This window comes from Mycolicibacterium hodleri, assembly GCF_025822245.1.
GTDB lineage: Bacteria > Actinomycetota > Actinomycetes > Mycobacteriales > Mycobacteriaceae > Mycobacterium > Mycobacterium hodleri.
This window is the reverse complement of sequence record NZ_JACKTL010000033.1, coordinates 95,190-120,856: the sequence shown is the minus strand read 5'-3', so window position 1 is coordinate 120,856 and position 25,667 is coordinate 95,190. Positions and strand designations below refer to the sequence as shown.

Genomic DNA, 25,667 nt, shown 5'->3' with positions numbered 1-25,667 from the left:
AACGGAAGCACCTACATGCGAGACGACCTCGTGTCCCCTCCGGACAGTGCGGCCTACCGGGCGGCCACCACTCCACACAACAACACGGTGGTGCAGCGGCCAGCCATGGTGGCGCACCCCCGCAGCGCCGACGACGTCGCCGACGCCGTCCGGTGGGCCGCGCAGCGCGATCTGCTCGTTGCGGTTCAGGCCAGCGGCCACGGCGCCGGAGCGTCGATCGGCGCGGATCAACTGCTGGTGGACACGTGCGGCCTGAACTTGGTGGACGTCGACGAGCGAGTGGCCCGCGTGGGTGCCGGCGCGACGTGGTCGGCGGTGAACGCGGTGGCCGACCGCGACGGGCTACTGGGGCTGGCCGGGTCCTCACCCACGGTCGGCGTCGCCGGCTACACGTTCGGTGGTGGAGTGGGATATCTGACCCGCCCCCACGGGATGGCGAGTGCGGCGCTGCTGGCGGTCGACTACGTCGACGGCAACGGGCAGGCGAGGCGGGCGACCGAGGATGCCGCCGACGTCGTCGACCGGGAAGCACTGTGGGCGTACCGCGGTGGCGGCGGGGTTGGCGTGGCCACCGCCCTCACCGTGGAACTGGTTGAGCCCCAGGAGCTCTGGGCCGGGTACCAGCTGTGGGGCATCGACGCGCTCGCAGCGGTCGCCGACGCGTGGGCCGATGCCATGGCCCAGATCGGAGCCGCACTGTCGACCAGTCTCAGCGTGCTGCACACGCCACCGAATGCACCCGCGTTCCCGCCGGCGCTGCGCGGGGTGCCGGTCGTGCACCTGTCCTTCGCATCGCCGGAGGGCGCGGAGGCGGCGGGTCCACTGCTGGACGCCTTGCGTGCGGCCCCGCAACCCGTGGTGGACAGCAGCTGGGCGCCCGCCGACGCGGCGCGGCTCGCGCAGATCCACCTCGACCCGCCCAATCCCGTTGCCGCACTCGGCATGGGCAGGTGGCTAGGGCAGGGCGGCGTCGCCCTGGCGGGAGACATGCTGAGCATCGCGGCCGGCACCGACTCGCCGTTGGCGATGGTCGAACTGCGCAACCTGGACAACACCGCAGCCACCCGTGACGGAGCGATGACCGCGGTACCGGGCCCGCTGCTGCTACACGCGGTGGGCAACGCCACCGACCCCGGCACGCGTAACGACATCGAGGAGGGGTTGGCCCATCTGCGCGACGTCGCCGGCCCGGCCGACACCGGTCGCTCGTCGGCGCCGTTCGCCGACGGGCGCGCCGCCGACTCCGGCGGACTGACGCAGCCGGACCTGAGTCGTCTCGCGGACGTTGCCGCCGCCGTCGACCCCGATCGGCGCATCGCGCCCTCGCGAATCCTCGCCTCCACCAGGCGCAGGTGAGGGCCGCTCGAACGCTTCTAGCGTCGACCCCCGAGCATTTCCTTCACGTCGCGGACCACCGACTCCGGCGCCGTCGCGGCCGAGCCCGACGAGTACGGAGGCCGAGGGTCGTACTCGATGATCAGTTGAACTGCCTGGGCCACGTCGTCGCCGGCGATGCGGCCGGCCAGCGTGAGAGCGGCGTCGATTCCCGCGGAGACGCCGGCGCCGATGAGGTACTTGCCGTCGACGACGACGCGTTCCGCCGTCGGGGTCGCGCCGAATTCCCTCAGCTGCTCCAGCGCAAGCCAATGGGTGGTCGCGCGGCGGCCCTTGAGCAGCCCCGCTGCGGCGAGGATGAGCGAACCGGTGCAGACCGACATGGTCCACGTCGTCGTCTGGTCGACGGCACGCAGCCAGTCGTGCAACGTGCCGTCCTCCATCTGGTGAACCTGGCCTGGTCCGCCGCCGATGACGACGATGTCGGGTTTGGTGACCGCGTCTAGGCCGGCGACGGCGCTGATCGACAGACTGCCGAGGTCGTTGACCACGAGGCCGGGGTGCTCCGCGACGAAGACGACCTCGGCGCCCGGAAGCCGACCGAGTACCTCGTAGGGTCCGACGACGTCGAGCGCGGTGAACCCGGGATAGAGCACGATGGCAATCTGCATGGGGGCTCCTCGTAGGGTTCGCCGTCCGACGCGACGGCCTTGACTGGTGCCGTCTGCAGCCTAGCGAAGTCCGGTCACGTCGAGGACAGTTGGGCGCCGTCGGCGAAATCTGTGCTGCGAGAGACTGATTCCCATTGGCGGATGTCTGCGTCAACTGCTGCCCGCGCGTCGCCGATCAGCCGCAGCGCGTCCGAGCCCAGCACCAGATGCGCGGGTGGTTCGTTCTCCGCCAGGATCGCCAGGATGGCGTCGGCGGCCTTGGCCGGATCCCCCAGCTGATTGCCGCTGGCCTTCACGCGGGCGGCCCGAATGGGTTCGAACAGCTCGTCGTAGTCGGCGATGGTGCGCTCGGCGCGCGTCATCGAGCGGCCGGCCCAATCGGTGCGGAACGACCCGGGTTCGATCGCCGTGACGTGGATGCCGAACGACGCGACCTCCTTGCGGATGCTCTCCAGCATGCCCTCCACCGCGAATTTGCTTGCGCAGTAAGCGGACATCCCGGGAACCGCCATGAGGCCTCCCATCGACGTCACCGCCATCAGGTGCCCGGCACGCCGCTTCCGGAGGTGGGGCAGCGCGGCCCGCAACGTCGCGGCGACACCGAAGACGTTGGTGGCGAACTGCGCCCGGAGCTCGGACAGTGGCGTCTCCTCGAAGGTGCCCTCGACGCCGTAGCCCGCATTCGCGATCACGACGTCGATCGGTCCCACGGTCGACTCGACGTCGGCCACGGTGCGCTCGACCGCGGCGTCGTCGGTCACGTCGAGTAGTCGCGCCCGAGCGCGTCCCGGCGACAGGGATTCGAACGCCGCGGCGTCCTCGGGACGTCGCACCGTGCCCACCACGTCGTGACCGGCATCGAGGGCTCCTGCCGCGATGGCGCGGCCCAGGCCGCTGCTCACCCCGGTGATGAAGAACGTCGTCACGAATTGCCTCCAAGGGCGGTCGAGGGCGCTGCAAAAGTTGTTGACATAGTGTCAAATGTATTCGATGCAGTGTCAAGTTAGGCGGTATGGCCCAAAAGGGCGAGGTGCGCTGTAGGTCGGCCGTCGATCCGAGGTGGGCAAAGCGGTTCGCCACGAGCCCAATTCAGATGGAGGGGCTTTCTTCGTGGAAGCCGCTTCGCCAACGGGCGTAGACGGCTAGCGTCCCGTGCGGCACGTACTTCTCATTGGCATCGGTCGCGATCGGGGTTCAGTCGGCGCATGGGGGCATCAGCACACGTAGGTCGGATTGGCGGCCTGGCCGCGGCATTGGGAATCGGCGCGGCCATCGGCTTGGGCTGCGGCGTCGCCTCGGCAGACACGACCGGGCAGTCCAACTCGGCGGATTCGTCGTCGACGTCGTCGTCGGGCATGTCGCCGAAGTCAGGGTCGGACTCGTCGCCTGGTCAGGCGGTCAGTTCGGAACACGACAGCACACCGGCGAAGGTCGTGACCGCAAAGCCCGCGGGGACGGTCACGATCACGAGCAAGCCGCACCGCGGCTCCCGGCCGACGCCCGATGGCTCCGCCGCGACGTCGGCGAAGCCCGATGCCGAGACCTCGTCGAGCACTGCGGCGACGCCGGCCAAGGCCACGGAGTCGGCCAAGGAGGAGTCGACCAAGAAGACGGAGTCGGCCAAGGACACGGAGTCGGCCAAGGACACACAACCGGCCAAGGACAGCCCGGGCGCCGACCCGGTCGAGGCACCGAAGACCACGGTCTCGGAGCCGGCCACACCCGCGCCGCCCTCGACCCCGACTGCGGTCACACACGACGCCGTCACAGCGGTGGCGGCCGCCGTCGTCGACCTGACCACCTCCGATACCGGCGGGTCGCCGGCCGCGCCCCCGGACTCGCCGGTCTCGTGGACGGTGGCCGCGGCGGCGCGCAAGGAGACGTTGGTTCCGGCGACGCCCGTGGAGCCGTCCTCCGCGTCCCACGTCGCCACCCCGAAACTGGCCGCCGCCGTGACCGCGGACGCACCGCCGGTTGCGGTGATCCAGACAGCACCGCTGGCGTGGCTGCAGCAGATCCCCGTGATCGGGCCGGCGTTCGTGACGCCGATCGTCGCCGCCATCCACATGATCCCGATCGTCGGCGACATCATCCATCCGTTCATCGGCTACCCGGTGCAGCCCGGCGCCCCCGGCGCACCGGTGTCACGCGACGTGATGATCACGTCGTTCGACGGCACCCAGATCTACGTGCACTTCATGCCGGCGGCCGGGTTGCCGGCCAAGGGCGTCGCGCCGACCATCCTGGAGGGCCCCGGGCTCGGGATGCCCGGGTCGACGAGCCTCGAGGTCACCCCGTTGGACGGAACCCTGACCGACGCGCTCGGTGCCGTGGGCGTCGGCACGCTGCGCCACGCCGGATACAACGTGGTCACGTGGGATCCGCGCGGCGAGTACCGCTCCGGCGGGGTGCTCGAGCTGGACTCCGCCGACTACGAGGCCAAGGACGTGTCGGCCATCATCAGCTGGCTGGCGACTCAGCCTGAGGCGCAACTGGATTCACCCGGCGATCCGCGAATGGGAATGGTCGGAGCGTCATACGGCGGCGGCATCCAGTGGGTCACCGCGGCCACCGACCACCGGGTCGACGCGATCGTGCCCAGCATTTCCTGGAACACCCTGAACACCTCGCTGTACAAGAGCGACGCGTTCAAGAGCGGCTGGGGCACGCTGCTCACCGCCGCGCTCCTGCTGACCGGTGCTCGCCCCAACCCCGAGATCTACCCCGCCGCCATCCAAGGCGACCTGACCGGGGTGCTCACCGACGCTCAGCAGGCCCTGCTCGCCCAGCGCGGACCCGCCGCCCTGCTCGGCGGTGTGACCGCACCGGCGCTGATCATTCAGGGCACCGTCGACACCTTGTTCTCGCTGCAGGAGGCGCAGGACAACGCGGCGGCGTTGGCGACGCAGGGCGTTCCGACCAAGGTGCTGTACTTCTGCGGCGGGCACGGTCTCTGCACCAACGACCTCTTCGACCCCACCGACGGTCAGGTGGTCACCGACGCGACGTTGAACTGGTTGGCGCGCTACGTGAAGGGTCAGGACGTGTCGACCGGACCCAAGTTCGAGTGGGTGGACCAGCACGGGCAGTACTACACGTCGAACACCTACCCGTCGGCGCCAGGCGTGCCGATCGTCGCGGCCAGCGGCCAGCCCGGCGTGCTGCCACTGGTGCCGCTGCTCTTCGGTTCCGGCCCGTTGCTCGGCGTCCTGCCCATCGGAGCGACCGCCGCGCTCAACGCCTACAACTTGTCCATCCCGGCCGCCGCGACGACGACGTACGTGGTGGGGGCGCCGCAGCTGAGCCTGACCTACTCCGGGATCGGCACCAGCAGGCACGTCTTCGCCCAACTGGTCGACGATTCGACCGGCGCAGTCCTCGGGAACCAGGCGACGCCGATTCCGGTGACCCTCGACGGCCAGACGCACACCATCAGCATCCCGATGGAGCAGGTTGCACAGACGCTGAAGCCGGGCCAGACGCTCACCCTGCAACTCGTCGCGTCGACGGCCAACTACGAGAACTTCGGGGCCTTCGGCGCGCTGACCGTGTCCAACCTGCGGGTGTCGTTGCCAACCATCACCGACGCGGTGGCGGTGACCGCGGCGCCGGCGTCGGTGCTGACGTAGTCGGTCAGGCCTGCCCTCACCTGACAGAGTGACTCCGTGTCCGAAGACGACGACGCCGTCCGCACCCTGCTGGCATATCTCGGCGCCGCGATGGTGGCGACCGGGCAGCCGGTCAGCGACGTGGAGGACGAGCTCGCCGAGGTGAGCACCGCACTGGGCTTCCCCGACGTCCAGATCGCGGCCTCGCCGACCGGCGTCTTCCTCAACCTGGCCAGCGGTCTGCCCGCCACGTTCGAGTCGGTCCAGGGCGGACTTCGTCTCGACCAGTCCGCCGAGGTGCGGTCCATCCGTCATCGGTTGTCGCAGTCCGCCCTCACGGTCACCGGGGCCACCACGGAACTGCTCGAGCTGCGCCAGCGTCCGCCCCGCTATCCGCAGTGGATGGCCAACCTCGGCTGGATCGGGATCGCCACCGGCATCGCCCTGATCCTGCAGCCCGGTGGTCCCAACGTCGTCTTCGCCGCGGTGGGGGCGGTCGTGGTGGTCGTCCTCTTCCGGCTCGGGCAGAGATTCAGCCTGATCGCCACGCTCCTCCCGACGCTGGCGGCCTTCCTCCTGGCGTGCGGAGTCTTCGCGGCTGCCAACGCCGACCTGCTGGACGGCCCGCTTCGGACCCTTCTGCCGCCGTTGGCGGTGCTGCTGCCCGGGGCGTTGATCGTCACCGCGATGTCGGAGCTGGCTGCGGGGGACATGGTGGCCGGGGCGTCCCGGTTGACCTTCGGGTTGGTGCAGCTGCTCCTGTTCACCCTGGGCATCGTCGCGGCCAGCCACGTGGTCACCGTGCCGGCGGAGGAGTTGACCAATCTCCGCGTCGACGCGCTCGGCTGGTGGGCCGCGCCGTTGGGGCTCATCCTCATCAGCGTCGGGATCGGAGTGCTGGAGAGCCCACCGGTGCGACTGCTGCCGTGGATCACGGTGGTCTTGGTGTTGGCCTTCGCCGCGCAGAGTTTCGGGCAGCACGTCGGCGGTGCGCCGTTGGGCAGCTTCCTCGGCGCGGTCGCCGCCACGCTGGGAGCCTCACTCGTCGAGGCGGTGCGGCCGAACCTGCCGCGGCTGGTGGTCTTCCTGCCGGCTTTCTGGCTGCTGGTCCCCGGCAGCCTCGGTCTGCTGTCCACCACGACGCTGGTCACCAATCCCAACGGTGGCGGAGCCAACGCGTTTGGGGTGGTGACGGTGGTGTGCGCTATCGCGGTCGGCTTGCTGGTCGGTGCGGCGACCGCGCGGTCGTTCGGCGGTGCGCTCGACCGGGTGCGACGCGGGTACCCGCTGCGCGGGCGCGGGCGACCGGGCCGGAGCCTGCCGCGCTGACCGCGGGACTAACCTCGTTCGGGTAGCGCCCCGAGGCTTTGGAGGTCACCGCATGACGCCACCGGCCCAGCCACTCCTGACCGCCGCCGAGACCGTTGTCGGTGACCTCGTGGCCGCGTTGCCACGAGGCCGGGTCGTCGCCGACCCGGACGTGATTCGCAGTCTCAGCCGCGATCAGGCGGCTGGCGCTCCGGCCGGCGAGCCGGCGGCCGTCGTGCGGGCCCGCTGCACCGAAGAGGTCCGTCAGGTGGTCGAGATCTGTCTGCGTCACCGTACTCCCGTCGTGGCCCGCGGAGCCGGCACCGGGCTCTCCGGTGGCGCCAACGCCGTCGACGGCTGCGTGGTGCTCTCCCTTGAGGCCATGTCGGAGATCCTTGCGATCAATCCGTTGGAACGGTTGGCGGTGGTCCAGCCGGGCGTGGTCAACGACGACCTTCGTGCGGCGGTCGCCGAGCACGGGCTGTGGTACCCACCCGACCCCGCGAGCTCGCCGTGGTCCACGCTCGGTGGCAACGTCGCCACGAACGCGGGCGGAGTCTGCTGCGTCAAGTACGGCGTCACCGGCGAATACGTGCTCGAACTAGAGGTGGTGACCGGCTCGGCGGAGGTGATCCGCATCGGGCGCCGGACGGCGAAGGGCGTCGCCGGGTACGACCTGGTCAGTCTGCTCGTCGGGTCCGAGGGCACCTTGGGCATCGTCACCGAGATCACCGTCCGGCTCCGCAGCCTGCCCGCCGCACCCATCACGGTGGCGGGGTTCTTCTCCTCGCTGGTAGCGGCCGGCCACGCGGTGCGGGCAGTGGGCGCGGCCGGTATCACGCCGTCGGCGTTGGAGCTGATGGATCGGTATTGCCTTCGCGCCGTGGACGATTGGAAACAGATGGGCCTGACCGACGCAGGCGACGTGCTGCTGCTCGCGCGGGTGGACGACCCGGAGCCGACCGGCACCGCACTCGCCGACGAGATCGTCGAGCACTTCCGTGCCAGCGGCGCGACCTGGGCCGAACGGTCGACCGACCCGGAGGAGGGCGACGCCCTGTTCGCGGCCCGGCGACTGGCTTACCCGGCGCTCGAGCGGCTGGGGCCGGTGATCACCGAGGACGTCTGCGTGCCGAAGGAGCACGTCCCGGAGATGCTGGCCCGCATCGAGGCGCTGGCGGTTCGACACGACGTTCAGATCGCGAACATCGCGCACGCCGGCGACGGCAACCTGCACCCGCTGATCATCGGACCGTCGGACGACGACGCCGACCTGTGGCCGCGCATCCACGCCGCCTTCGACGGGATCCTCGAGGCGGCGTTGTCCCTCGGCGGCACCATCACCGGGGAGCACGGTGTGGGCTTGCTCAAGCGCGGCGGCCTGGTGAACGAATTGTCGCCGACGGTGCTGGGACTGCACCGGGCGATCAAGAACGCCCTCGATCCGGCGGGAATTCTTAACCCCGGCAAGATCTTCGAGTAGAGCGGTCAGCTGGTCGCGTCGTTGCTCGTCACCGCCGGCAGCAGGGCCGAGGTGACGAGATGCCGACGCAACCGCCCATCGGAGGTACGAAAGAGGCAGTTCATCGCGGCCACGATGCCGCGGACGTCGTCACGGGCGGTCAGATACGTCCAGCGGTGCGAGTCCGGGAGCGCGAAGAACTGCTCGAAGAAGCCCGGGACGTCGGCCGGCGGCATGCGAAGCAGCGACTCCAATCCGATCCGCCGCACGTGGTGGACCACGCGGGCGTCGAGCGGCCACACCGTCTTCTGCGCGGCCGCCAGCGCGGCGCGGGGACCGTCCGCAAGATGCTCGGCGACGGCCGCGGCCACCTGCGGCGCCAGCCGAAGCGACGTCGCCAGGCTGAAACCGGTCGCGGGGTGGATCAGTGGGGCGGCCGCACCGAAGCCGAGCGCTGCGGACCCGCGGTGTCGCGGGTGGTCCACCCGGAACGAAACCCGTTCGCTGCGAGCATCCTTCGGCGGCTCGACGCCGTGCCGGGCCAGCCGGGCGTGAAGCCGCCGTCGCAGCGTCGACAGCGGCAGCCCGGGCCGGCGCGCCAGTGAGGTCTCCTCCATCAGCACGGTGCCGTCGCCGAGCGGGATCACGTAGAGGAACGTCGGCCAGCCGGTTTCGCCGTGGTCGGCGCGCCAGTCCATGAACAGGGCGTCGCCGTGCTCCACGAACGGTGCGGCCGCGTCTGCGTCGACGACCAGTCCGTAGGCGGTTTGGGCCGCAGCCGGCCGACGCGGCGTCGTCCGGTCCAACGGTCGCGCACCACCTCCGGCGTCGACGACGACCGAGGCCCGTAGGTGCGACCCGTCCGCCAGGGCAACGACGCCGGCGTCGGGCGACCCGACGACGCGTGCGGCGTGTATGCGCACGTCGGTGAGGCCGTCGACGAGGTGTCGCTGGAGGGCGGGTACGTCGAGAACGGCGTACTCCCAACCCAACTGGTGTTCGGACACGGCGATCGCGCGACCGGCGGCACGTGCCGACACCACCGAGGTCGGCAGGTCGACCGGCAGTTCACCACTCCACATGCCGTAGGTCGCCGTCCACGGCCGCTCCGGTGCGAGGTCGACCAACGCGGTCGCGAGTCCGAGGCGCCCGCACGCCCCGGCGAGGGCCAGGCCCGCCGGGCCGCCGCCCACCACCAGAACGTCCGCGTGGTTCATCGCGCCCCGTCTCCAAAGCGTGCCGACACCCTACGAAGGTAGCGGGTGCGAAGGGCGGTCAGTTCGCGGCGACGGCATCCGCCTCCCAGAGTGCCCGCCACACGTCCTCTTCCTGCTGCTTGTCGTGGTGGAGTTCGGCTGACGGCGCGGTGAGGTGGATCGCGGGGTGGGGGAGGCCGAAGAAGTCTCCCTTGCCCTGGGCCGAGGTGTGTGAGCCGGTGTCGATGAAGCAGTAGCCCTCACCGGAGAGGGGGTTCGCGTGGTCGGTCTTGCCGAGGTAGTGCAGGACGTTCTGCGCAGCGGCGGACGCTCCGTTCTTGGCGAAGATCGCAGCCTTGGGGAGGGGGCGCCCGGACGGGGAGGTCACGGTCGTCGCGTCACCGATGGCGAATATCCCGGGGTGCGCGGTCTGCATGGTGGCCGCGTCGACGGTGATCCAGCCGTCTCCGTCGAGGGTGACTGCCGGCGCGTGCGGGGGGACGAAGACGAGGAGGTCGAAGTCGGCCGTCGAGCCGTCGGCGAATTCGACGCGGCGACGATCGCCGTCGACGGTGGCCACGGTGTGCTCGCCGTGGAACTCAATGCCGTTTCCGGCGAGCATGGTGATGAGTTCCTGGCCGGCGTAAGGACCGGCGGAGGGCATTGGTTGCTTCTCCGGGCTGTAGACGTCGATCGTCGTGTCCGATCGGGACCCGTTGTCCTGCAGTAGGTCTGCGGCAAGTAGGGCGCCTTCGTACGGAGCGACCGGGCAGCGGTAGGGGGCCGAGGTGACGAGGAACATCAGCTTTCCGCCGGCGAAACGCATCAGTGCTCGGTGGGCGTCCGCGGCTGCCGCGGCGCTGTAGTAGTGCACGGCCGATCCCCCGTCGACGGCTCGTTGCAGCCCGGGGACCGCGTCGACGGCGTTGCGTGCACCGGTGGCGATCACCAGGGCGTCGAAGGCGATGACGGTCGAGTCGGAGAGCGTGACGGTCCGCAGCTCGGGGTCGACGCGTTCGACGAAGCCGGTGACGGTGTTGATCCCCTGCAGCGCTTGGTCGTTCGGTCGGATGGGGACGCTGTCCTCGTCACGCCATCCGCGCATCACCCATGGCAGCGTGAAACCGAGGAAGTGAGAGAAGTCCGCGTCGACGATGGTGACGTCCACGTCGTCCGTCGAGACGCCGGTGTCGGCGAATTCCTTGAGGACGCTGAGACCGCCGATCCCGGCGCCCAGGATGACCAGTTGTTTCTTCGTCGTCATGTTCCTACCTCTTCTTCGGTGAACGGGCGTCGACGGGGTGTCGAAGCCTGGGTCTCGGGGTGGCCGTCGCACCAGTGGGCGGCGGGCACGCCTCGCTTCACCACGTCCACGTGGCGGCCACATCCCGACCACGTGGTCTTGCCGCAGGTGCGGCACTTCGCGGCGTGACACATGGTTCTCGTCCTCTAGTCGTGAGCTGGGCGAGGTCGCTGCAGCTGGGTGAACGAACTGGTGGCAGCCAGCGTGGCGAGGGCCGTGAAGAGCGGCACCGTCTGGTCGTCGGTGGGCACCGAGGTCAGCACCGGTCCGAAGAACGCATGCCCGTCGACGGAGACGATGGGACTGCCGCCCGTCTCGCCGAGAGCGGCTTGCCCGGCGGCGTGGGAGTTCGCCACCAGTTCGTCGAGGGACGAGTCCGCCAGCGCGGCAGCCGAAACGACACCCGCATTGGCACTGTGGAGCACCTTCTCCATCAGGTCGTCGTCGACGACGCCGGGCGACCGGTCGAAGTAGTGCTCACCGAAGGTGAAGTAGGCGGCGGCCAGGCCGGCCGATCCGGTCTCGCGCCGGATGGCGGCCATGAGCCTGCCGACACGCCGCGAATCGGCCATCCGCGCCTGCTGCGGCGGCGGAAGCTCCCGGCCCTCGTTGAGGATCGCCAGGTTCGCCAGGTGCCAGTCGACGTCGAAACCGATTGCGCCACCTGCCTTGACGAGCCATCGAGCGGTATTCCACGAGAACGGGCACACCGGGTCGAACCACATCGTCACCGAGGGGGTGCGGGGATTCGTCCCGTCGTCATGTTCGGTCATCGTCGTACTTCCTTTCCTGAAGTGCCCGGGATGGGCGTCACGCCAAGCTGAGGAACAACTTCTCCAGCTCGTCGACGGTCATCGGGGGAGTGCCGCCCGTGGCGGCGTCGGGCTGGTCCAGGCAGTCCCGCAGGCCGGTGGCGACGATCGTGAAACCGGCGCGGTCAAGTGCCTTGGACACCGCGGCGAGTTGGGTGACGACGTCCTTGCAGTTGCGACCCTGCTCGATCATGCCGATCACCCCGGCGAGCTGACCACGAGCCCGGCGCAAACGGTTCAGGGTGGCCTCGACGTCGGCGCTGGCATGCGCCCGGGAACGAGATGTGGCATCGCTCTGCGTGGTCATGATTTCTTTATACCATACCCCGTAGGGTATATCTGGAGCTGAGACCTCGCCGAGCGTGGGTCTGGTGGCGGAAGGCGCGGCCATTCTCCGCCACCAGACCCACGGTCGACGAGACCGTCCCGCGTCCCGTGCGCCGATTCGGCGGACGTCCGAGAACGGAAGTGTCATGACAGCGATAGTCGTTGCAGTGAAACGATTCTGGGTGGTGTTGATCGTCATGGTGGCAGTCGTGGTTGCCGCCGTCGTGGTCTCGCGCCTGCGCGGATTCTTCGGATCCGATCGTCCGGCCTCGGCTGGTGGTGCCCAGATGGCTGCGATCGTGGCGTTCAACCGCAAGACGGTGACGTACGAGGTCGTCGGGCCGGCGCGGGCCGTGGGTTCGGTGAGCTACCTCGACGTCGACGGGAACACTCGGGAAGCCACCTTCACACACCTGCCGTGGTCGGTCTCGGTGAGCACCACCGATCCTGGAGTACTCGCCAACCTCGTGGCCCAGTCGGACAGCGCCACGCTCGGGTGCCTCATTCTGGTGAACGGAACGGTCACCGTGGAACGGCACGCAACGGGACGCGACGCGCAGGCGTTCTGCTTGGACAAGTCCGCATGAGCGCGCACGGCGGTCCCTCACGCGCCACCCGGATCATCCGGGTGGCTGCCATCCCGATCATCCTGGCGTGGATTGCCGTGACGGCGGCCCTGAACTTGCTGGTGCCCCAGATCGAGGTCGTGGGTCAGCAGAATGCGGTGTCGTCGTCCCCGCAGGACGCCCCGGCGGTGATGGCGGCCAAGGCGATGGGACAGAAGTTTGGCGAATTCACCTCTGACAGCGTGGCGATGGTGGTGTTGGTCGGCGACGACCCGTTGGGTGAGCAGGCTCATCGCTACTACGACACCCTGATCGCCACGTTGCAGGAGGACGCCGCGCACGTCGAGCACCTCCAGAACTTTTGGGGGGACCCGATCACGGCTGCCGGCGTGCAAAGCAGCGACGGCAAGGCCGCCTACGTCCAACTCAACCTCGCCGGAAACCAGGGCAGCACCGAGGGCAACGCGTCGGTCGAGGCGGTGCGCAACGACGTCGCCCACGTCGCCGCGCCCGCCGGCGTGCGTGCCTACGTCACCGGCCCCGCGCCGCTGACCACCGACACCGCGCAGGCTGGTGACAAGAGCATGGTGGTGATGATGGCCGTCACGATGGTCGTGATCACCGTGATGCTGGCGATCGTCTACCGCTCGATCGGCACGGTCCTGCTGATCCTTGCCATGGTCGGCATCGAGATGGGTGCAGCCCGCGGTGTGGTCGCGCTGCTGGGACACGCCCGGCTCCTCGACTTCTCCACCTTCGCGGTCAGCCTGCTCACCGCGCTGGCCATCGCCGCGGGTACCGACTACGCGATCTTCTTGATCGGCCGATACCACGAAGCGCGTCAGAACGGCGAAGATCGAGAGTCTGCCTACCACAGCGCATTCCGCGGAGTGTGGCATGTCATCCTCGGCTCCGGACTGACGATCGCCGGAGCGGTGCTCTGTCTGCGGCTGACCCGGTTGACCTACTTCACGTCGTTGGCCCTTCCGGCGGCCATCGGGGTGATCGTCGTCGTCGCCGCGGCACTCACGGCGGCGCCGGCAATTCTCGCAGTGGCGAGCCGGTTCGGGCTGTTGGAACCGAAACGAGCCATGAAGACCCGAGGATGGCGTCGCATCGGCACCGCGACGGTTCGGTGGCCCGTGCCGATCCTGGCCGTCGCAACTGCCGTCGCCATCCTGGGAATTCTGGCCGTCCCCGGATACACCACCAGCTACGAGGACCGCCACTACATACCCGAGTCCGTGCCGTCGAACGAGGGGTACAACGCAGCCGAAAAGCACTTCAGTGCCGCACGATTGAATCCCGACATCATGATGATCGAATCCGACCACGATCTCCGCAACCCGAGCGACATGATCGTGCTGGACAGGATTGCCAAGAGCCTGTTCGCGATTCGTGGCATCGCGATGGTGCAGAGCATCACCCGGCCGCTGGGCTCACCGATCGCACACAGCTCCATCCCCTATCAAGTGAGCATGCAATCGGTTCCGATCACCCAGAATCTGCAATTCCTCACGACCAGGATCGACGACATCGACACCATGGCAACCGATCTCGGTTCGATGATCGATTCGTTGAGGGCGATGCACGAGATGATGGCACGGTTCTCCGACGCCACCGCGCGGACCGTCGTGGACATGTCCGCGATGAAGGACTCCGTGGACCAGATGCGAGATCACCTGGCGGATTTCGACGACGCCGTGCGTCCGCTACGCAACTACTTCTACTGGGAGCCCAACTGTTTCAACATCCCGGTGTGCTGGGGAGCCCGGTCGGCGTTCGACGCCGTCGACGGCGTTGACGGGTTCAGTGGAGACATGGGCGCGTTGATCAAGGACTTCGGCGACGTCAACGCGCTCACCCCGCAGTTGGCCGCCCAGCTGCCGCCCATCATCGCCACGGCGACGACGATGCAGCAGACGCTGCAGGCGATCCACACGACCTTTGCCGGGCTGCTGGACCAGATGAAGGAGATGACCGACACCGCCACCGCGATGGGACAGGCATTCGACGCGTCCAAGAGCGCCGACTACTTCTACCTTCCGCCGGAAGTGTTCCAGAACCCGGACTTTCAACGCGGCTTGAAGTTGTTCCTCTCACCCGACGGCAAGGCCGCCCGCCTGATCATCACCCATGACGTGGATCCGGCCACCGAGGCGGGCATTTCGGCGGTGGACGACGAGCTCGTCGCCGCTCGGGAAGCCGTCAAGGGCACACCGCTGGCCGATGCCAAGGTCTTCCTCACGGGAACCGCAGCCACCTACCGGGACATCCAGAGTGGCGCCAAATTCGACCTGATGATTGCGGCCTTTGCCGCGATCGTCCTGATCTTCCTGGTCATGCTGCTCATCACCCGTGCCCTGGTGGCGTCACTGGTGATCGTCGGGACGATCGTGGTGTCACTCGGTGCGTCGTTCGGGCTGTCGGTGCTGATTTGGGAACGCATCATCGGCGTGGACATGCACTGGATCGTGCTCGCGTTCTCCGTGATCATCCTCTTGGCGGTCGGTTCCGACTACAACCTGCTCCTGGTGTCGCGATTCAAGGAAGAGGTCGGCGCGGGCATCAAGACCGGCATCATCCGGACCATGGGCAGCACCGGAAGCGTCGTGACCGCGGCAGGCTTGGTCTTCGCGTTCACGATGGCGTCGATGTTGGCCAGCGACCTGCGCCACATCGGGCAGGCGGGGTCGACGATCGGGCTCGGGCTGCTGTTCGACACCCTCATCGTGCGGTCCTTGATGACCCCGTCGATCGCCGCGATCCTCGGTCGCTGGTTCTGGTGGCCGCTGAACATTCCCAATCGGCCGCGCCGGCAACGGGTTCGCAACGACTCGCCCGTGTCCGCTCCGCTGTGACGAGACGTACCCAACACCGGTAATGGTTATGTCGCATGGACGAGTAGGGTGGCGGCATGGCTGTACGCAACGCCGTCTCGAGTTCTCTGCGCCTGGGTCTGGAGCTGGCGCCGCAGGGTCTCTGCATCGTCCAGGACCTGGTCAACACCGAGGCGATAGACGCCTTCGGGGTTCCCGACCTGCTGGCCGACGTCGAGGTGGCTCAGCGATGGGTCGTCGAGGCCGTGCGTACCTGGAGCAAGCGCACGGGCCAGCCGCCCTGCGAATTGATCCTCGCCCAGGGTGATCTGCCCCCGCTGCGCAGGCTGCGCGCGGAGTTGCGGCGGTGGCTGGTCGCCGGTGATTCGACCGCCCTGAGTGTCCCCCCGAGGGCGATGACGGTCGGCGTCGAGGCGGGCCGTCCCGGCTACGGCCCGCGAGCGAACGGGGCCGCCGGCGTGACCGCCCTGGTTGGCATGGAGATCCTGCTGTCGTCACGGGCGAACACGGTCAACCGGCTGCGCGTCTGCATGAACTCCGAGTGCAGCGCCGCGTTCTACGACCAGTCGAAGAACGGCAGTCGGGTGTGGCACGACGTGAAGACGTGCGGCAACGTCGCCAACCTCCGGGCCTCACGGGCGCGGAGGCGAAGCGCTCCGGGGTGACCATCGACCGGCGCATCCTGGCGTCCTTCGTGGTGAGTCAGACTCGGCGCCGAGATTGGCGTCGCCGCCGATTCGAATGCTCAGCATCTCAATCACTTCGATCCATGTATTTCACAGCGTCTAATCGCGGTTCTACGGTGAGACGATGTCCGACGTCGTGATCTGCCACCCGTTACGCACCCCCGTTGGCCGGATGGGCGGAGTCCTCGCCCCGCTGACCGCGGCCGAGCTGGCCACGGTCACGCTCAAGGCGCTCGTCGAACGCTCCGGGTTGGGCGAGGACGACGTCGACGACGTCATCCTCGGCAACGGTTACGCCAACGGAGAGGCGCCCGCCATCGGACGAATAGCGGCGCTGGACGCCGGACTGGGAACCTCGGTGCCCGGTCTGCAGATCGACCGCCGGTGCGGTTCGGGCCTGCAGGCGGTGCTCTACGCGGCGGGTCAGGTCGCCACCGGAGCGGCCCGAGTCGTGGTCGCCGGCGGTGCGGAATCGATGTCCAACGTCGAGCACTACGCCCTCGGGCTGCGGACCGGTGTGCGCCAGGGTGGCATCACTCTGCTGGATCGTCTCGATCGCGCCCGCGAAACAGCCGGAGGGGCAAAGCATCCCGTCGCCGGAGGCATGATCGAGACGGCCGAGAACCTGCGTCGCGAATACGGCATCACCAGGGAGGACCAGGACGAGCTGTCGGTCCGCTCTCACCGCCGCGCCGTCGCCGCCCACGACGAGGGTCGATTCGCCGACGAGCTGGTGCGGGTGACGGTCCCCGGCGCGCGGGGCCGCCCCGACACCGTGGTCGACCGCGACGAGCATCCGCGCGCCGACATCACCGCCGAGCGGTTGGCCGCCCTGCGCCCCATGCGCGTGAAGGTCGACGACCAGTCGACGGTGACCGCCGGAAACGCCTCCGGACAAAACGACGGCGCCGCGATGTGCATCGTCACCACCCGAGCCGAGGCCGATGCGCGTGGGCTGACCCCCATGCTGGCCCTGCGCTCGTGGGCGGTCAGCGGCTGCTCACCCGACGTCATGGGCATAGGACCGGTGAGTGCCTCTGCGGCCGCGCTGGACCGGGCGGGCCTCGGCCTCGCCGACGTCGACCTGATCGAACTCAACGAGGCCTTCGCCGCTCAAGTCCTCGCCGTGCTGTCGGAGTGGAAGATCGACCCGCTCGACGAACGCGTGAACCCCAACGGCTCGGGAATCTCGCTGGGCCACCCGATCGGGGCCACCGGTGCTCGTATCCTCGCGACGGCGGCGTTCGAAGCGCGACGCCGCGACGCCCGGTTCGTGCTGGAGACCATGTGCATCGGCGGCGGGCAAGGTCTGGCGGCAGTGTTCGAGACCGTCCGCTGAACACCCTCACCCGCAACCGAAGCCGATCCGGCAACATTGGGTGCGACGACTCGAGTAGGTGAGCGCAGGAGACGCGTGTGACCGAACCACCTGGCAGTTCCGGTGACGGCCTGTTCGCGGGCACTGCCTGGCACTACGCGCGGTACCGGCCCGGCTATCCGGAGGCGTTCTTCGACGACCTCGTCTCCCGATTCCGGCTCGACGGCACCGGGCGACTCCTCGACCTCGGCTGTGGCACCGGTCAGCTGACCATTCCGCTCGCGCGGTACGTCGCCGAAGCCGTCGGCGTCGACCCCGAGCCGGAGATGCTCGCCGAGGCCGCCCGCCAGGCTCGAGACGACGACGTCGCCAATGTCGTCTGGGCGCAGGGGAGTTCGGCGGAGCTGCCGGGAGGGCTGGGACGCTTCACGCTGGTGACCATGGGGAGGTCATTCCACTGGATGGACCGCGACCGCGTCTTGACCGCTCTCGACGACATGGTCGAGGCCGACGGCGGCGTCGTGATGGCCAACGACAGCTGCCTCGTCCGGCCGGTCACGACATGGCAGCGGGCCGTCGACGCGCTTCAGGGCCGCTTCTTGCCGCCCACCGCGCTGGACGCCGGCGCGGCGATGGCCGATCTCCGCGATTCGCACGAGGCGGTGCTGGCTCGCTCGCCTTTTCCCCGCGTGCACCGGGTGGTCCACGAGTTCACGCGGTCGTGGACGGTGGACCGGACGATCGGCTACCTCTACTCCACCTCGCTGCCCCTGCGCCGACTGCTGGGAAACCGGCGGGCCGCCTTCGAACGAGAAGTAGCCGCGGCAATGCTCGAGATCGAACCCAGCGGTCGGTTCACCGAACCCGTGACCCTGGAAGTACTCACGGCGACCAGGGGATAGGGCCGCCGACCGTCTTCACGATCAACCTGCGCATCATCCGATTTGGTGAGACCCTCACCCGGTGGAACTTGCCTGTCTCGCCCGTGGTGACTCCACCGTCGGGCCCACCGTCCGTTGACCACACGAGGCGAGTCGGTGAAGGGGGCACACCATCTTTCGATCGATCTTGGTCCAGGTGAAGGTCGTGACGGCGGCATTGCTCGCCGCCGTGGGAGCCGTGGGCATGTCGAATGCGAACCCCGCCACGGCGTCGGCCGACGGCTGTTCGGACGTCTTGGTGATCTTCGCGCGGGGAACGTTCGAGGCACCGGGGGTGGGAAAGGTGGGTGACCCGTTCATCGCCGCGGTGCGGGCACGTGCAGGTGAGCGCGCTGTCGACCAGCATGCGGTGGACTACCCCGCGTCGCTGGACTTTCCACGGGTGGTCGACGGTGTCGTCGACGCCAGCAACACCATCCGCGACGTGGCACAGTCGTGTCCGCAGACCAAGATGGTGGTCGGCGGCTACTCCCAGGGGGCGGCCGTCGCGGCGTACACCACCTTCGACCACCTGCCGCCAGACGTCGTCCTGCCTCCGGGCATCGCCGGTCCACTGCCGCCGGAGGTCGCTTCTCACGTCGCCGCGGTGGTGTTGTTCGGGCTTCCGACCGACCGCGTTGTCTCCCTGTTGGATTCGCAGGCGCCACCGATCGAGGTCGGAAATCTCTTCGCCGGCAAGATCCTCGAGCTGTGCAACCCGGGTGATCCGGTGTGCGAGCCGGGTGGGCGGGATCGTCCCGCTCACAGTGCCTACGTGGACAACGGGTCGATCGACCGGGCGGCCGACTTCACTGCGACGGCGTTGGGTTGGTGACGGCACCGCACCGTCACGCCGCGGGCGAGCGCTGCCCCAACGTTCGCGCAAGGTCCGGATTGGCCGCGAGGTAGCCGGCGAGCAGTTCGCGCGCCACGGTGACCGAGTCGACGAGTGGATGCAGCGCGAACGCCTTGAGGGCTTCCGATACCGATCCCGTCGTGGCGGCGGAGATGGCATGGCGTTCAACGGCTTTGACTTGCTGCATCAATCCCAGCTGGTGGAGGTCGGGCTGGGTCTCCAGCGTCAAGGGGTGCACGCCGTTGGCGTCGACCATCGTCGGCACCTCCACCACGGCGTCGTCGGGCAGGCCGGCGATGGTGCCGCGGTTGCGCACGTTGAGGATCATCGTGCGCCTCTCGTCCCGGCTGATCGCCGTCATCACCCCGAGGGCCACTCCGGCGTATCCCAGGTGCGCGGGGTCGGTCTCACGATCCCGTTCGACGGTGGGCGCGCCCTGCACGCCGCCCTTGGCCTCGGCCATGTAGCTGGCGCCACGCTCGTCGACCGCACCCGTCCACAGCTTGGCCGCGAGGTGGGGTTCGGCGGCGGCGTCGTCGAAGAATCGGCCCTGGGTTTCCAGCAGGAAGTCTCCTCTGGTCTGCGGGGATTCGAGGATGCGCCGCACGGCGTCCCGGTTGAAGTAGTAGTAGTAGAGATATTCGTTGGGGATCAGTCCGAGGGTTCGCAACCAGTCGGCGCCGAACACCTGGGTCTCCTCCATCCGAGCGAGACGCCGATCGTCGGCAAGGAGCGCGGGTAGGACGTCGACGCCGTCGACCAGGACGCGCCGCATCCACCCCAGGTGGTTGAGGCCCACGTAGTCCATCTGGATGCGGGTGTGGTCGTAGCCGAGCACGCCGGCCACCCGTCGGCCCAAACCCGAAGGGGTGTCGCAGATTCCGAGCGCGCGATCACCCAACACGCTCTGCAGCGCTTCGGTGATGATGCCGGCCGGGTTGGTGAAGTTCAGGAAGTAGGCCTTTGGGGCCACCCTGCGGATGGTCGTCGCGATGTCGAGCATCACCGGCAGGGTGCGCAGGGCGTAGGCGATACCGCCCGGCCCCGTGGTCTCCTGGCCGAGCACGTTGAGGTCGAGCGCGACGTGCTCGTCGCAGCAGCGTTGCTCGACGCCGCCCACCCTGATGGCGGCGAACACGAAGTCGGCTCCCTCCACGGCGGATTCGAGACTGGTGTGGGTCCGCAGGGTGGGTACGTCGGCGAATCCGTCGGCGAGTTGGTCGAGTATTGCGGTGATGGTGGCCAGCCGCGACTCGTCGACGTCATAGAGGGCGACCTCCGTCACGCGGGGCGACCCCTGATCGCGGATGAGGGCTTGCCAGACGTAGGGGGTGCGGAATCCGCCGCCACCGAGGATCACGAGCTTCATGCGACGATGACCTTTCCGCCGCCTTCGCGGCGCTCAGAGATTTCTTCCTCCGGGGTGCCGGGGGTGGTGATGAGCACGTCGACCTCGTCGAGGGAGCACAGCCGTAGCGCCCCCGATCCAGGAAACTTCAGTTCGCTGGCCAGCAGCACGATGCGATGGGACGCGGCGATCATCGCGTGTTTGATGGGGGCCTCGACCGCCATGTTGTCCAGCACCCGTCCACCGCGAACACCGGTGCAGCTCAAAAACATTACGTCCGCGCTGAGTTGGCCGAGGACCTGTTCGGCCAATGGCCCCACCAGCGACTGCTGGTTGCGGCGCAGCACCCCGCCCAGCAGCACCAGCTCGACCGCGTCGTCACCGCGGACCTCGTCGAGCACCGCCAGATTGGACGTGATGATGGTGACGGGCCGGCCACGGAGCTCCCGTGCGACGAGCGGGGTGCTCGACCCGATGTCGAGCACGACGACGTCGCCGTCACCGACGAGCCGGGCCGCCTCGACGGCCATCCGCTGCCGTAGCTCGTAGTCGGCTCGGGTCTCGGAGAGGAAGGGGTCCTCGACACCGCCGGAGTCGGTGATGTTCGCGCGGCTGCCCTGGGTGAGCATTGCTCCGCCGTAGAGGCGCTCGAGGCGCCCGCCCTTGGCCAGCACGTCCAGATCGCGGCGGATGGTGGATTCGCTGACGCCCAACGCCCCGGCGAGTTGCACGACCGATTGCCCCCCGCTGCTGAGCGCAGCGAGGATCCGCTCGTGGCGCTCGGCGAGGAACATGCGGGGAATCGTACCCATCATCTGACTGACTCTGCGCGACTCTGGCCGACTTTGGTTCAAATATCTCGGATATCCGGCAGAGGCACGGCCGCAACGCTATCGTCACGCAGTGAACGCAGGATGAGCACGCACAGAACGTCAAACTACGTCAGACGGTGGAGGTAGCCGGGAGTGACCGATCGTGACATCGACGTCCTAGTGGCGGGTCGGGTCTTCGCCGACCTGGTCTTCACCGGGGTGCACGCGCCCGAACCCGGCGCCGAGGTGTACGCCGACGGATTCGCGATCTCACCGGGAGGTGCCGCGAACCGCGCGGTCGCCTCCGCGCGGCTCGGAGCTCACACCGCGTTGGTCGCCGAGCTGGGCGACGACCCCATCGGGTCCATCGTCGCGCGCAGTCTGCGCGCCGAGCCCGACCTGGATCTGCGGTTCGCCGTCCAGCGGTCGGACTACCAGATCCCGATATCCGTGGCGATCACCGACGGCCACGAGCGCTCGTTCGTCACCTACGAACACTCCGGGGAACTACCGCCCTGGCCGGCGTCCACCCCGGTGCGAGTTGCCCACGTCGGCCTCGGCCGCGGTCCCGTCCCCCCTCAGGCAACACGGCTGCGCGCCAACGGAACCACGATCGTCGGCGGGGTCGGATGGGATCCCTCGGGGCAGTGGTCGGAGACCCTCCTCGACCATCTCGAAGGCGTCGACGTCCTCATCGTCAACGATCACGAGGCGGTCCAGTACACCCGAGCTGGCACGGTGGACGCCGCACTCGACGTCCTGGCCCGGGTGGTCGACACGGCCGTCGTGACCCTCGGCCCACGCGGTGCGGTGGCTGCGCGGGGATCCGACCGGCTGCACGTGCCGGCGATCGTGGTGGACGCGGTCGACCCCACGGGCGCCGGGGACGCGTTCGCCGCGGCCTTCATGGCCGCCACGGCGTGGGATTGGGAGCTGCAGGATCGCCTGCGGCTGGCCAGCGTGTGCGCCACCTGCTCGGTGCGCAGCGCCGGCGGAGCGCGCAGCGCACCCCACCCCGTCGAGATCGCGCAGCTGCTGGCCGATCACCATTCCGACCCCGGCTGGACCCCGGTCCGGCGGTGGGCCGAACAACGTTGCCAATCCTCCGTCCCCGCAACCCCAGGAGCACTGACGCCATGACGAAAAACCGATTGTTCCGACTCGGCGCCGCGGTTGCCGCGGTCGGCGTGGTGTTGTCGATGTCTGCCTGTGCCCCAGGGCCTTCCGGCGACACGGCGGCCCCGTCGCCCACCAACGAGGCGTCCAAGGACATCTCGTCGGCGGGCCCGGTGACGCTGACCGTCTGGGACCAGAACACCGACGGCGGCATCTCCAAGGCCCAAGACCAGCTGAACGCGCAATTCCACGAGAAGTATCCCAACGTCACCATCAAGCGGACCGTGGAGTCGTTCAGCGATCTGAAGACCACCCTGAAACTGGCCCTGTCGAGCAACAACCCGCCCGACGTCGTGCAGGCCAACCAGGGCTATCCCGACATGGGCGCCTTCGTCGCCGCCGGGATGCTGCGCCCGATGAACGACTACGCCAAGCTCTACGGCTGGGACGGCTACTACCCACAGGCGTTGCTCAAGCAGAACAGCTTCTCCCACGACGGCAAGACCTGGCAGGGCGACACGCTGTTCGGCGTGTCCCAGACCGGCGAGGTGGTCGGCATCTACTACAACCGACAGCTGCTGTCCTCCCTGGGGCTGCAGACGCCGAAGACCCTGTCGGACTTGAACTCTGCGATGGCGGCTGCCAAGGCCAAGGGCATTCTGCCGATGGCGTTCGGCAACCTCGACAAGAGCCCGGGAATCCACATGTTCGGCGTCGTCCAGGCCGCACTGGCCGGCGCTCCGGCGGTCAACGAACTGGTCAGCGGCCAGGGCGGCGCATGGACCGACGAGCCGTCGTTGAAGGCAGCCCAACAGATCGCCGACTGGAGCAAGCAGGGGTATCTCACCCCGGGCACCAACGGGGTGTCCCGCGACGACGCCGTCGCCGCATTTGGCAAGGGCGGGGCCCTGTTCACGCTGACCGGAACGTGGTTGCAACAGACCATGCAGGACGACCTCGGTGGCAACGTCGGTTTCACGACGCTGACGTCCACCGACGGCAGTCCGGCGACCACCGGCGGTCAGGGACTGGCCTGGGCCATCACGTCGAAGTCGGCCCACCCCGACGTCGCGGCCGCGTACGTGGACTTCATCACCAATGCCAAGGCCGCCCAGACTCTCCTGGACACCGGCAACCTGCCCACCGTGCTGCCGGCGGACTACCAGCCACAGCCGGGCACCGTCGCGGCCGACATCGCGACCCAGTACCGCGACGTCCAGAAGGCCAACGGCGAAGTGCCGTACCTGGATTACTCCACCCCCACCTTCTACGACACCATCACCGCGGGGATGCAGGAACTCGTCGGCGGCCAGTCCGACCCACAACAGTTCGTCGACGCCCTGCAGAAGGACTACGCGGGCTTCCTGGCGGGCAAGAAGTAGCCCGTGACGCTGCATCAACCCGAGCAGCGGGCGTTTACCGGATCGAGTGACGGCGAGGTGGCAGCTCCTGCTCGGCGGCGGCCGGCCCGTCACTCGGCGAAGGCGTATCTGTATGTGGCGCCGGCATTCCTGGTCTTCGCCGCCTTCCTGGGTGCTCCGGTGGTGCAGACCGTGCAGTACTCGTTCTACGACTGGGACGGCCTGGGTAGGTCCACCGCCGCCGGGTTGTCGAACTACGTCGCCGTGTTCACCGACGAACGGCTGCGGGACTCCTTCCTGCACGCCGGGGTGTTGATGCTGTTCTACGCTGCCGCACCGGTTCTCCTCGGACTGTTCCTCAGTGCGCTGATCTCTCGAGCGCACGCGATGAGGTCCATGTCGTTCTTTCGAACGGTGCTGTTCCTGCCGCAGGTGATCGCGACGGTGGTGATCGCGACCATCTGGATCTCGATCTACTCTCAGGACGGGTTGCTCAACCAGACCTTGCGTCTGGTCGGACTCGACTCGCTCAGCCGCGTGTGGCTGGGCGACCACACCTTCGCCCTCGCCGCGATCGGCCTGGTCGGCACGTGGCTCAACATCGGCCTGTGCCTTGTGCTGTTCCTGTCCGGCATCGGCAACATCGCACCCGAACTCTTCGAGGCCGCGCGTCTCGACGGAGCCGGGCGCACAAGGGAATTCATCGCGATCACGCTGCCGTCGTTGCGCGGCCAGATCGCCGTCGCGTTGACGCTGACGGTGGTGTCGGCATTGAAGACCTTCGACCTGGTCTTCATCACCACCCGCGGTGGTCCGGGCAACGCCACGTCCGTGCCCGCGTTCGAGGCCTACAACCGCGCGTTCAACACCGGTCAGGTCGGGCTGGCCTCGGCCATCGCCGTCGTGCTGACGGTCGTGATCGTCGCGCTGACGGTGTCGATCAGCCGCATCGCCCCGCGGGAGTCCGAGTGAACGTCTCCCGCACCGAGAGGGTCGTCAACCAGCTGATCCTGACCGTCTTCGCGGCGTTCGCGGTGGTTCCGCTGCTGGGGGTGCTGTTGTCGTCGGTGACACCGGCCCGCGAGAACTCCGGCGGGTTCGCGATCCCGGACTCCGTCGACCTGGGCAACTACGGGGCGGCGTGGAGTCGCGGCAACTTCAGCAGCTATCTGTTCTCGAGCGTGCTCGTCACCGCCTCGGTGGTGATCCTGAGCGTCGTACTGGCGACGTTCGCCGGATTCGCGTTCGCCCGCATGAACTTTCGCGGTTCGTCGGTGCTGTTTCACCTGCTTCTGATCGGGCTGACCCTGCCGACGGAGGCCTTCATCATCCCGCTGTACTTCAACCTGCGCACGATCGGACTCACCGACACCTACTGGGCGCTGATCCTGCCGCAGACCGCGCAGTCGCTGGCCTTCGCAGTGTTCTGGATGCGCAACCAGTTTCGGGGTTTTCCCGGCGAGATCATCGAGGCCGCACGCCTCGACGGCTGCAGCGATCTGCGCCTGCTGTGGCGGGTCGTCGTCCCACCATCCCTGGCGCCGATGATGACGATGGCCGTCGTCATCACGATGTGGACCTGGAACGAATTCCTGCTGCCCCTGGTCATGGTGGTCTCGGACAGTCGGCGCACCGCCCCATTGGGATTGGCGCTGTTCCAGGGTCAGCACCTGACCGACTACTCACTGCTGGCCGCGGCCGGGGTGATGGTCGCACTGCCCATCGCGGTGCTGTTCTTCGCGCTGCAGAAGCGCTTCATCAACGGCATGGTCGGCGGCATCTCGTCGCGCTGACCGCGTCTCCACCACGACCCACAGGAGCA

Annotated in this window: 23 protein-coding genes; 14 read left to right on the top strand and 9 right to left on the bottom strand. The window is 68.4% G+C overall.

Going from position 1 to position 25,667, the window contains the following annotated elements:
• Positions 1-15: 15 nt before the first annotated feature.
• Positions 16-1,356 carry an FAD-binding oxidoreductase gene (locus H7J06_RS13055; RefSeq protein WP_264039312.1) on the top strand — a complete coding sequence of 447 codons (1,341 nt, stop codon included), beginning with the start codon at positions 16-18 and terminating at the stop codon, positions 1,354-1,356.
• Between the two features lie 17 nt (positions 1,357-1,373).
• On the opposite strand, the gene H7J06_RS13050 is transcribed toward H7J06_RS13055, so the two are convergent.
• Positions 1,374-2,006, bottom strand: coding sequence for a DJ-1/PfpI family protein (locus H7J06_RS13050; RefSeq protein WP_264039310.1), 633 nt, complete (start codon positions 2,004-2,006; stop codon positions 1,374-1,376).
• A 74-nt stretch (positions 2,007-2,080) separates the two neighbouring features.
• Positions 2,081-2,932, bottom strand: coding sequence for an oxidoreductase (locus tag H7J06_RS13045; RefSeq protein ID WP_264039309.1), 852 nt, complete (start codon positions 2,930-2,932; stop codon positions 2,081-2,083).
• A 279-nt stretch (positions 2,933-3,211) separates the two neighbouring features.
• Here H7J06_RS13045 and H7J06_RS13040 point away from each other — a divergent pair, with 279 nt between their 5' ends.
• The 3 genes from H7J06_RS13040 to H7J06_RS13030 are packed head-to-tail and all read left to right on the top strand — an operon-like array spanning position 3,212 to position 8,405.
• The gene (locus H7J06_RS13040) at positions 3,212-5,635 is read left to right on the top strand and encodes a S15 peptidase family protein (RefSeq protein ID WP_264039308.1); all 2,424 of its coding nucleotides are present in this window, start codon (positions 3,212-3,214) and stop codon (positions 5,633-5,635) included.
• Between the two features lie 36 nt (positions 5,636-5,671).
• The gene (locus H7J06_RS13035) at positions 5,672-6,943 is read left to right on the top strand and encodes a threonine/serine exporter family protein (RefSeq protein ID WP_264039307.1); all 1,272 of its coding nucleotides are present in this window, start codon (positions 5,672-5,674) and stop codon (positions 6,941-6,943) included.
• Positions 6,944-6,995: 52 nt separating this feature from the next.
• Complete coding sequence (locus H7J06_RS13030) at positions 6,996-8,405, top strand: FAD-binding oxidoreductase (RefSeq protein ID WP_264039306.1); 1,410 nt, start codon at positions 6,996-6,998, stop codon at positions 8,403-8,405.
• Positions 8,406-8,410: 5 nt separating this feature from the next.
• Here H7J06_RS13030 and H7J06_RS13025 read toward each other — a convergent pair whose 3' ends face one another.
• Genes H7J06_RS13025 through H7J06_RS13010 form a run of 5 tightly spaced genes read right to left on the bottom strand, consistent with a single transcriptional unit; the run spans position 8,411 to position 12,002 of the window.
• Positions 8,411-9,601 carry a lycopene cyclase family protein gene (locus H7J06_RS13025; protein ID WP_264039305.1) on the bottom strand — a complete coding sequence of 397 codons (1,191 nt, stop codon included), beginning with the start codon at positions 9,599-9,601 and terminating at the stop codon, positions 8,411-8,413.
• Positions 9,602-9,659: 58 nt separating this feature from the next.
• Positions 9,660-10,844 (bottom strand): NAD(P)/FAD-dependent oxidoreductase, encoded by a 1,185-nt coding sequence (locus tag H7J06_RS13020; protein WP_264039304.1) that lies wholly within the window; start codon positions 10,842-10,844, stop codon positions 9,660-9,662.
• Positions 10,841-11,017 carry a DUF8730 family Cys-rich protein gene (locus H7J06_RS32825; RefSeq protein WP_488199442.1) on the bottom strand — a complete coding sequence of 59 codons (177 nt, stop codon included), beginning with the start codon at positions 11,015-11,017 and terminating at the stop codon, positions 10,841-10,843. Before H7J06_RS32825 ends, H7J06_RS13020 begins: the two co-directional genes overlap by 4 nt.
• Before the next feature lie 12 nt (positions 11,018-11,029).
• Positions 11,030-11,656 (bottom strand): mycothiol-dependent nitroreductase Rv2466c family protein, encoded by a 627-nt coding sequence (locus H7J06_RS13015; protein ID WP_264039302.1) that lies wholly within the window; start codon positions 11,654-11,656, stop codon positions 11,030-11,032.
• A gap of 37 nt (positions 11,657-11,693) precedes the next feature.
• A complete protein-coding gene (locus H7J06_RS13010) occupies positions 11,694-12,002 on the bottom strand; it encodes a metal-sensitive transcriptional regulator (protein ID WP_264039301.1) in 309 nt (102 codons plus the stop codon).
• Positions 12,003-12,189: 187 nt separating this feature from the next.
• On the opposite strand from H7J06_RS13010, the gene H7J06_RS13005 reads away from it, so the two are divergent.
• The 6 genes from H7J06_RS13005 to H7J06_RS12980 all read left to right on the top strand — a co-directional run bounded on the left by H7J06_RS13005 (position 12,190) and on the right by H7J06_RS12980 (position 19,187).
• Positions 12,190-12,609, top strand: a complete 420-nt coding sequence (locus H7J06_RS13005; protein ID WP_264039300.1) for an MmpS family transport accessory protein — start codon at positions 12,190-12,192, stop codon at positions 12,607-12,609.
• Positions 12,606-15,449 (top strand): MMPL/RND family transporter, encoded by a 2,844-nt coding sequence (locus tag H7J06_RS13000; RefSeq protein ID WP_264039299.1) that lies wholly within the window; start codon positions 12,606-12,608, stop codon positions 15,447-15,449. The genes H7J06_RS13005 and H7J06_RS13000 overlap by 4 nt, the downstream gene beginning before the upstream one ends.
• 56 nt (positions 15,450-15,505) lie before the next feature.
• Positions 15,506-16,093, top strand: coding sequence for a CGNR zinc finger domain-containing protein (locus H7J06_RS12995; RefSeq protein WP_264039298.1), 588 nt, complete (start codon positions 15,506-15,508; stop codon positions 16,091-16,093).
• A gap of 145 nt (positions 16,094-16,238) precedes the next feature.
• Positions 16,239-17,453: an acetyl-CoA C-acetyltransferase gene (locus H7J06_RS12990; protein ID WP_264039297.1), complete on the top strand. Its 1,215-nt coding sequence runs from the start codon at positions 16,239-16,241 to the stop codon at positions 17,451-17,453.
• Positions 17,454-17,530: 77 nt separating this feature from the next.
• Entirely contained in the window at positions 17,531-18,334 is an 804-nt protein-coding gene (locus H7J06_RS12985) for a class I SAM-dependent methyltransferase (protein WP_264039296.1), read from the top strand.
• Positions 18,335-18,518: 184 nt separating this feature from the next.
• Complete coding sequence (locus H7J06_RS12980; protein ID WP_264039295.1) at positions 18,519-19,187, top strand: cutinase family protein; 669 nt, start codon at positions 18,519-18,521, stop codon at positions 19,185-19,187.
• A gap of 13 nt (positions 19,188-19,200) precedes the next feature.
• Here the strand turns inward: H7J06_RS12980 and H7J06_RS12975 are convergent, their stop codons facing one another.
• On the bottom strand, positions 19,201-20,577 hold the full coding sequence (locus tag H7J06_RS12975; protein ID WP_264039294.1) for a 6-phospho-beta-glucosidase: 1,377 nt from the start codon (positions 20,575-20,577) through the stop codon (positions 19,201-19,203).
• On the bottom strand, positions 20,574-21,371 hold the full coding sequence (locus H7J06_RS12970; RefSeq protein ID WP_264039292.1) for a DeoR/GlpR family DNA-binding transcription regulator: 798 nt from the start codon (positions 21,369-21,371) through the stop codon (positions 20,574-20,576). The genes H7J06_RS12975 and H7J06_RS12970 overlap by 4 nt, the downstream gene beginning before the upstream one ends.
• Before the next feature lie 150 nt (positions 21,372-21,521).
• Between H7J06_RS12970 and H7J06_RS12965 the strand changes: the two genes are divergently transcribed.
• Genes H7J06_RS12965 through H7J06_RS12950 form a run of 4 tightly spaced genes read left to right on the top strand, consistent with a single transcriptional unit; the run spans position 21,522 to position 25,638 of the window.
• Complete coding sequence (locus H7J06_RS12965) at positions 21,522-22,508, top strand: carbohydrate kinase family protein (RefSeq protein WP_264039291.1); 987 nt, start codon at positions 21,522-21,524, stop codon at positions 22,506-22,508.
• Positions 22,505-23,866 (top strand): extracellular solute-binding protein, encoded by a 1,362-nt coding sequence (locus H7J06_RS12960; RefSeq protein WP_264039290.1) that lies wholly within the window; start codon positions 22,505-22,507, stop codon positions 23,864-23,866. Before H7J06_RS12965 ends, H7J06_RS12960 begins: the two co-directional genes overlap by 4 nt.
• 3 nt (positions 23,867-23,869) lie before the next feature.
• Positions 23,870-24,817: a carbohydrate ABC transporter permease gene (locus H7J06_RS12955; RefSeq protein WP_264039289.1), complete on the top strand. Its 948-nt coding sequence runs from the start codon at positions 23,870-23,872 to the stop codon at positions 24,815-24,817.
• Entirely contained in the window at positions 24,814-25,638 is an 825-nt protein-coding gene (locus H7J06_RS12950) for a carbohydrate ABC transporter permease (protein WP_264039288.1), read from the top strand. The genes H7J06_RS12955 and H7J06_RS12950 overlap by 4 nt, the downstream gene beginning before the upstream one ends.
• Positions 25,639-25,667: the final 29 nt, after the last annotated feature.